At 58.0% G+C, this 8,101-nt stretch carries 8 protein-coding genes and 1 tRNA gene; all 9 read right to left on the minus strand.

Annotated features, from left to right (window positions below; genetic code table 11):
* Positions 1–46: 46 nt before the first annotated feature.
* A complete protein-coding gene (gene rpoB / locus AC1RTQ_RS22235) occupies positions 47–4,159 on the minus strand; it encodes a DNA-directed RNA polymerase subunit beta (RefSeq protein WP_302092985.1) in 4,113 nt (1,370 codons plus the stop codon).
* Positions 4,160–4,433: 274 nt separating this feature from the next.
* Positions 4,434–4,811, minus strand: a complete 378-nt coding sequence (rplL, locus tag AC1RTQ_RS22240) for a 50S ribosomal protein L7/L12 (protein WP_034374514.1) — start codon at positions 4,809–4,811, stop codon at positions 4,434–4,436.
* A 36-nt stretch (positions 4,812–4,847) separates the two neighbouring features.
* Positions 4,848–5,372, minus strand: a complete 525-nt coding sequence (gene rplJ, locus AC1RTQ_RS22245) for a 50S ribosomal protein L10 (protein WP_034374512.1) — start codon at positions 5,370–5,372, stop codon at positions 4,848–4,850.
* 227 nt (positions 5,373–5,599) lie between these two features.
* Complete coding sequence (gene rplA, locus AC1RTQ_RS22250; RefSeq protein ID WP_302092984.1) at positions 5,600–6,295, minus strand: 50S ribosomal protein L1; 696 nt, start codon at positions 6,293–6,295, stop codon at positions 5,600–5,602.
* Positions 6,296–6,727, minus strand: coding sequence for a 50S ribosomal protein L11 (gene rplK / locus AC1RTQ_RS22255; RefSeq protein ID WP_003059339.1), 432 nt, complete (start codon positions 6,725–6,727; stop codon positions 6,296–6,298).
* A gap of 126 nt (positions 6,728–6,853) precedes the next feature.
* On the minus strand, positions 6,854–7,441 hold the full coding sequence (nusG, locus tag AC1RTQ_RS22260) for a transcription termination/antitermination protein NusG (RefSeq protein ID WP_003065695.1): 588 nt from the start codon (positions 7,439–7,441) through the stop codon (positions 6,854–6,856).
* Positions 7,441–7,824, minus strand: coding sequence for a preprotein translocase subunit SecE (secE, locus tag AC1RTQ_RS22265; RefSeq protein ID WP_034349432.1), 384 nt, complete (start codon positions 7,822–7,824; stop codon positions 7,441–7,443). Before secE ends, nusG begins: the two co-directional genes overlap by 1 nt.
* Positions 7,825–7,911: 87 nt before the next feature.
* A tRNA-Trp gene (locus AC1RTQ_RS22270) sits at positions 7,912–7,987 on the minus strand.
* A 9-nt stretch (positions 7,988–7,996) separates the two neighbouring features.
* The coding region (locus AC1RTQ_RS22275) for an EF-Tu C-terminal domain-related protein (RefSeq protein ID WP_492878984.1) at positions 7,997–8,101 on the minus strand (105 nt) is incomplete at its 5' end.

The following is an 8,101-nucleotide window of genomic DNA, read 5'->3' on the forward strand; positions in this document are numbered from 1 at the left end:
CAAATCCTTTGTTTTTAAGCGGTTGCAGCTCTCTGTTTAATAGTGCTTAAGAACGTTCGAGCTCGATGTCCAAGCCCAGAGAGCGGATTTCCTTGACCAGCACGTTGAACGATTCGGGCATGCCCGCTTCGATCGAGTGCTCGCCCTTGACGATGGACTCGTACACCTTGGTACGACCGACCACGTCGTCGGACTTCACAGTCAGCATTTCCTGCAGCACATAGGCGGCGCCGTAAGCTTCCAGCGCCCACACTTCCATTTCACCGAAACGCTGACCACCGAACTGGGCCTTACCGCCCAGAGGCTGTTGCGTCACCAGCGAGTAAGGACCGGTGGAGCGGGCATGCATCTTGTCGTCGACCAAGTGGTGCAGCTTCAGGTAGTGCATATAGCCCACGGTGGTCGGACGCTCGAAGCGCTCGCCGGTGCGGCCGTCATACAGATAAGCCTGAGTGCGTGTCTCGGTCAGACCCTTGGTGGCAGCGATGTCATCAGGGTAGGCCAGCTTCAGCATGTCCTTGATTTCGGCTTCGGAAGCACCGTCGAACACCGGCGTTGCGAATGGCACGCCCGTGGTCAGCTCCTTGGCCATGGACATGACTTCGCCGTCGTCCAGCTGAGACAGCTCTTCCTTGCGACCGCTGCGGTTGTAGATCTCTTCCAGGAAAGCGCGCACTTCAGCAGCACGGGCTTCCTTTTGCAGCATGTCGCCGATGCGCTGGCCCAGACCCTTGCCGGCCCAGCCCAAGTGCACTTCCAGCACCTGACCGATGTTCATACGCGAAGGCACGCCCAGCGGGTTCAGCACGATGTCGGCGGTGGAGCCATCAGCCAGGAAAGGCATGTCTTCCACAGGAGTGATCTTGGAGACCACGCCCTTGTTACCGTGACGGCCGGCCATCTTGTCACCGGGCTGCAGACGACGCTTGACGGCCAGGTAGACCTTGACCATCTTCAGCACGCCGGCAGGCAGCTCGTCGCCCTGGGTGAGCTTCTTGCGCTTTTCTTCGAACGCCAGGTCGAAGGTGTGACGCTGCTGCTCGATGGAGTTCTTGATGGACTCCAGCTGAGCGGCCACTTCGTCTTCGGCAGGGCGAATGTCGAACCAGTGGAACTTCTCCACGCCGTCCAGATAGGCCTTGTCGATCTTGGCGCCCTTGGACAGCTTCTGAGGGCCGCCGTTGGCCACGCGGCCGGTCAGCAGCTTCTCGATACGGTCGAAAGCGTCGGCTTCCACAATGCGCAGCTGATCGTTCAGGTCCAGGCGGAAGCGCTTGAGTTCATCGTCGATGATCTGCTGGGCGCGCTTGTCGCGCTGGATGCCTTCACGCGTGAACACCTGCACGTCGATCACGGTGCCTTGCGAGCCCTGATCCACACGCAAGGAAGTGTCCTTCACGTCGGAAGCCTTCTCGCCGAAGATGGCGCGCAGCAGCTTCTCTTCAGGCGTCAGCGTGGTCTCGCCCTTGGGCGTGACCTTGCCCACCAGCACATCGCCGGGTTGCACTTCGGCGCCCACGTAGATGATGCCGGACTCGTCCAGGCGGTTCAGTTGCTGCTCGGACAGGTTGGGGATGTCGCGTGTGATTTCTTCGGCACCCAGCTTGGTGTCGCGAGCCATCACCACCAGCTCTTCGATGTGGATCGAGGTGTAGCGATCGTCAGCCACGATGCGCTCGTTGATCATCACCGAGTCTTCGTAGTTGTAGCCGTTCCAGGGCATGAACGCGATCAGCATGTTCTGGCCGATGGCGATTTCGCCCAGGTCGGTCGAAGCGCCATCCGCCAGCACATCACCCTTGGCCAGCTTGTCGCCACGGCTGACGATGGGGCGCTGATGGATGTTGGTGTTCTGGTTGGAACGCTGATACTTGATCAGGTTGTAGATGTCCACGCCGACTTCACCGGCCACGGCTTCGTCGTCGTTCACACGGATCACGATGCGGGTGGCGTCGACATAGTCCACGATACCGCCGCGCTTGGCGGTGACCACGGTGCCGGAGTCCACAGCGGCAACGCGCTCGATGCCGGTACCGACCATGGGCTTTTCAGGACGCAGCACAGGCACGGCCTGACGCGACATGTTGGCGCCCATCAAGGCGCGGTTCGCGTCGTCGTGTTCCAGGAAGGGAATCAGCGAGGCGGCCACGGACACGATCTGCGCAGGCGACACGTCCATGTACTGCACGCGCTCGGCCGACACCAGGGTCGATTCACCGGCTTCACGGGCCGACACCAGATCGCCCACCAGATTGCCTGCGGCATCCAGATCGGCATTGGCCTGGGCGATCACGTACTTGCCTTCTTCGATGGCCGACAGATAGTCGATGTCCATCGTCACCTTGCCGTCCACCACGCGACGGTACGGGGTTTCGATGAAACCGTACTCGTTCAGGCGGGCGTACAGAGCCAGCGAGTTGATCAGACCGATGTTGGGACCTTCAGGCGTTTCGATAGGGCAGACGCGACCGTAGTGGGTCACGTGCACGTCACGCACTTCAAAGCCGGCACGTTCGCGAGTCAGACCGCCTGGGCCCAGGGCGGAAACACGACGCTTGTGCGTGATTTCTGCCAGAGGGTTGGTCTGGTCCATGAACTGCGACAGCTGCGAGGCACCGAAGAACTCCTTCAGAGCCGCAGAGATGGGCTTGGAGTTGATCAGGTCGTGAGGCATCAGGGGCTCTTGCTCGGCCTGACCCAGACGTTCCTTCACAGCCTTTTCGATACGAGCCAGACCGGTGCGGTACTGGTTTTCGGCCAGTTCGCCCACGCAACGCACGCGGCGGTTGCCCAGGTGGTCAATATCGTCGACTTCGCCACGGCCATTGCGCAGGTCCACCAGGATCTTGACCACGGCCAGGATGTCTTCGTTGGACAGCACCATGGGACCGGTCGCGCCTTCGCGGCCGATCTTGGCGTTGAACTTCATACGGCCCACGCGCGACAGATCATAGGTGTCGGCGTTGTAGAACAGGCGCTGGAACAGGGCCTGCACGGCGTCCTCGGTAGGAGGCTCGCCAGGACGCATCATGCGGTAGATGGCAACGCGGGCAGCGAACTCGTCCACGGTTTCATCGGTGCGCAGGGTCTGCGAGATGTAGGCGCCTTGGTCCAGTTCGTTCGTGTAGATGCACTGAACGTCCTGCACACCGGCGCTGCGCAGCTTCTTGAGCAGGGCTTCGGTCAGTTCTTCGTTGGCCTTGGCGATGATTTCGCCGGTATCGGGATCAACGATGTTCTTGGCCAGCACACGACCCAGCAGGAAGTCTTCAGGCACGCTGACGAACTTGGTGCCGGACTGCTCCAGCTCGCGGGTGTGGCGAGCGGTGATGCGCTTGTCCTTGGCGACAACAACCTTGCCGGACTTGTCGGTGATGTCGAAACGTGCGACTTCGCCCTTCAGGCGATCGGCCACGAACTCCATCTGGGCACCGCTGTCCATCAGGCGGAAGTTGTCGTTCACGAAGAACGTTGCCAGGATGGTCTCGGGCGTCATGCCGATGGCCTTCAGCAGGATCGACACAGGCATCTTGCGGCGACGGTCGACGCGGAAGTACAGCAGATCCTTGGGGTCGAACTCGAAGTCCAGCCAGGAGCCGCGGTAAGGAATGATGCGAGCCGAGAACAGCAGCTTACCCGAGCTATGGGTCTTGCCCTTGTCGTGCTCGAAGAACACGCCAGGCGAGCGGTGCAGCTGAGACACGATCACGCGCTCGGTACCGTTGATGATGAACGAACCCTTGTCGGTCATCAGGGGCACTTCGCCCATGTAGACCTCTTGTTCCTTCACTTCCTTGACCACCTTGGACTGAGCCGTGGAGGACTCGCGGTCATAGATGATCAACTGAACCTTGGCGCGGACAGCGGAGGCGAAGGTCAGACCACGGGTCTGGCATTCACGAACGTCGAAAGCGGGCTTGGCGAGGTTGTACTCGACAAACTTCATCTCCACAAAACCATTGTGGGAGACGATGGGGAAGGCGGAATTGAAGGCCGCTTGCAGGCCATCAATGGTACGTTTTTTGGGGGCTACATCTGCCTGCAGGAATGCTGTATAGGCATCTTTTTGCATCTGCAGCAGATAAGGCACTTCGAGCACGCTATCGCGGCTCCCGAAGCTTTTGCGGATTCGCTTGCGTTCGGTATAAGAATAGGCCATGAGATCTCCGGGCAAAGACATGAGTCCTGGGTCTGCGACGACTGCCCCACAGGGTTCTCCTGCGGGCTTGGCGGTTGGCCACTACCAACCATGGCTGACGGCGATGCGTTGCACATCACCCGAACCAAGGCATCTTCTGCTGTCGGATTGTCAGAAGACACTAAAAAGCAGACTCCCTAGGAAACCTGCTTTCTGGTGTGTTCTTTCAGCGCGTTCCACAAGCGCCAAAGGCTGGAGACCCTTTTACGAGTCTCCAGCCCTTGATTTCACTGAATTACTTCAGTTCAGCCTTAGCACCGGCTTCAACCAGCTTCTTCACAGCGGCTTCAGCGTCAGCCTTGGGAGCGGCTTCCTTCACGGTCTTGGGAGCGCCGTCGACCAGATCCTTGGCTTCCTTCAGACCCAGGCCGGTGATTTCGCGCACAGCCTTAATCACGGACACCTTGTTGGCGCCAGCTTCGGTCAGCACCACGTTGAATTCGGTCTTTTCTTCAACAGCAGCAGCGCCGCCAGCAGCACCGCCAGCAGCGGGAGCAGCCATAGCAGCGGCGGACACGCCAAACTTCTCTTCAATAGCCTTGACCAGGTCGTTCAGTTCCAGAACAGTCATGCTGTCCAGGGCGGTCAGGAATGCGTCTTTATCGAATGCCATTTTGATTTCCTAAAATTGGTTGGTTTTGCCGAGCACTCAGGCTGCAGCTGTTTCTGTTGCCGCTTCGGCAGATCCTTCGCCCTTCTTGGCCGCCAGAGCGCCCAGCACAACGGCTGTACGCGAGATAGGCGACATGAGCAAGCCGCACACTTGTGCGAGCAGTACTTCCTTGGAGGGGATGTTTGCCAGTTGCTTAACGCCGTCGATGTCCAGGGCCTTGCCTCCGAACGCACCACCGCGAATCACCAACTTGTCGTTGGTCTTCGCGAAGTCGGCCACCACCTTAGCGGCAGCCACTGCGTCTTCAGAGAAACCATAGATCAGGGGACCAGTCATCTGGTCAGCCACCACGTCAAACGCGCTACCGGCAACAGCACGGCGGGCCAGGGTGTTCTTCAACACGCTCAGGCTCACACCCTTGCTGCGAGCATCGGCACGCAGTTTGGTCATGTCGGCGACCGTGATGCCACGGTATTCCGCGATCACAAGCGTTTGAGCTTTAGCGGCGAGGCTGGTCACTTCGTTGATGACCGCTTCTTTCTCACTGCGATTAAGACTCAAGGTCTACTCCTTCAAATGCATATGCAAGGCAAGCCCTGCATACACGCTCTTGTTGCAGCGACCAACTGTTTAGGAAAAATTTCCATCTGCAGCGGGATCGCCATCTGCGTTGGCCTTCGTGATTAAGTGATCAAATCACACCAACGGTCTTGGATGACCTGCAGAAGCAACAACTCCCGCAGCCCACCACACCAGATGAGCCAGGCTCATCTGACGATTTCTAGCAATTACGCCGAGATGGATTGTGTATCGACGCGAACGCCCACACCCATGGTCGACGAAACAGCCACCTTGCGCAGGTACTGACCCTTGCTGGAAGCAGGCTTGGCCTTGTTCAGTGCATCGACCAGAGCAGCCAGGTTGCCCTGCAGCTTGTCGGCATCGAACGAACGGCGACCAATCGTGCCGTGCACGATACCAGCCTTGTCCACGCGGAATTGCACTTGACCAGCCTTGGCGTTCTTCACGGCCGTAGCGACGTCAGGAGTCACGGTGCCAACCTTGGGGTTGGGCATCAGGCCGCGGGGGCCCAGGATCTGACCCAGCTGGCCCACAACGCGCATAGCGTCGGGAGCAGCGATCACCACGTCGAAGGGCATGTCGCCGGCCTTGACTTGAGCAGCCAGGTCGTCCATACCGACCACGTCAGCGCCGGCGGCCTTGGCTTCTTCAGCCTTGGCGCCTTGTGCGAACACAGCCACGCGAGCAGTCTTGCCGGTACCGTGAGGCAGCACCACGGCGCCACGCACCACTTGGTCCGACTTCTTGGCATCCACGCCCAGTTGCACGGCCACGTCGATGGATTCATCGAACTTGGCAGTTGCAGCTTCCTTCACCAGCGCCACGGCGTCAGCGAAAGAGTACAGCTTGTTGGAATCAACCTTGCCCTGGAGAGCTTTTTGCTTCTTGGTCAACTTGGCCATTTACACACCCTCCACGATCACGCCCATCGAACGGGCAGAACCAGCCAGCGTACGCACAGCAGCGTCAACGTCAGCGGCGTTCATGTCCTTCAGCTTGGTCTTGGCGATTTCTTCCAGCTGAGCACGTGTGATCTTGCCAACCTTGTTCTTCAGAGGATTGGAAGAGCCCTTGTCCAGCTTCACAGCCTTCTTGATCAGAACGGTTGCGGGAGGAGTCTTGATGACGAACGTGAAGCTCTTGTCAGCAAAAGCCGTGATCACCACGGGCAGAGGCAGGCCGGGCTCGACACCTTGGGTCTGGGCGTTGAACGCCTTGCAGAATTCCATGATGTTGAGGCCGCGCTGACCCAGCGCAGGACCAATGGGAGGAGAAGGATTGGCCTTACCAGCTGGCACTTGCAGCTTGATGAAGCCGACGATTTTTTTCGCCATGTTGAGCTCCTTACGGGTATAGCGCCATTTGCAATGGTCTGCAAACAGCTCCCCGAGGTTGCTGACTCTACAAAAAAGCTTCGCATCGAGTCAAAAAATGCGAAGCCCTAGATTCTATTGCGAATCTCAAGTTTTCTCAACTTGAGAGAATTCCAATTCCACAGGAGTTGCGCGGCCAAAGATGGTGACCGAGACACGCAGACGATTCTTTTCGTAGTTGACTTCCTCGACGGAGCCATTGAAGTCTGCGAAAGGACCTTCCTTGACACGCACCATTTCGCCGACCATGAACTCGACCTTGTGGCGGGGCTTTTCGGTGCCCTCCTGCATCTGGTCGACGATCTTGCGAACTTCTTCTTCAGAAATGGGGGCAGGACGGTTCTTGGCACCGCCGACGAAACCGGTCACCTTGCTGGTGTGCTTCACCAGGTGCCAGGTATCGTCATCCATCACCATTTCGACGAACACATAACCTGGGAACAGACGACGCTCTGTGGTGCGACGAGTGCCGTTGCGCATTTCCACAACTTCTTCGGAAGGCACCAAGATGCGGCCAAACTTGGACTGCATGTCCGAGCGAGCAATACGCTCCGCAATATTGCGCTCGACAGCCTTCTCCATACCCGAATAGGCATGGACGATATACCAGCGCAGATCGGGATTGGCGGGTCCCGCTGCTCCACCATTCACATCTGTTTCGACTGCATCAGCCATTACTTCCTCCAGCCCAAAATCAAGTCGTACAAGACCCATTCAAGCGTCTTATCGGTGAACCACAAGAACAAGGCCATGACCACCACAAATGCAAAGACATACAGTGTCATCTGCATGGTTTCTTTGCGGGTGGGCCAGACCACCTTCTTCACCTCACGCCAAGCATCACGAGCAAAGCCAATGAAGCGCTTGCCCGGCTCAGAAATCAGAAACACGCCTGCAGCCAGCACCAGGCCGACAATCAGAGTCGCCCACTGCACCAGCGCACCTTGCTTGCTCAACAGATAAAAGCCAGCAATAGAAGCAACAACTAAAGCCGCAACAGCGGCTAATTTTGCTTTGTCAGCAGCAGAGCTGACTGTTTCAACCTGAGTAGTGGCCATATTTTGTTTCAAATGCACAAAAATGTGCAATTTCAAGACACAAAAGCCCGCCAAAGGCGGGCTCTTGTTGATTCCACCATTAAGAGGTGGCAGGGGCAGTAGGAATCGAACCTACAACCTTCGGTTTTGGAGACCGACGCTCTGCCAATTGAGCTATACCCCTACAAATCAATTATGCAATGATCGTGGCAACCACACCGGCGCCCACAGTACGACCACCTTCGCGGATAGCGAAACGCAGACCTTCTTCCATGGCGATGGGGGAGATCAGCTTCAC

The sequence above is a fragment of the Comamonas sp. GW821-FHT11H03 genome, assembly GCF_058807955.1.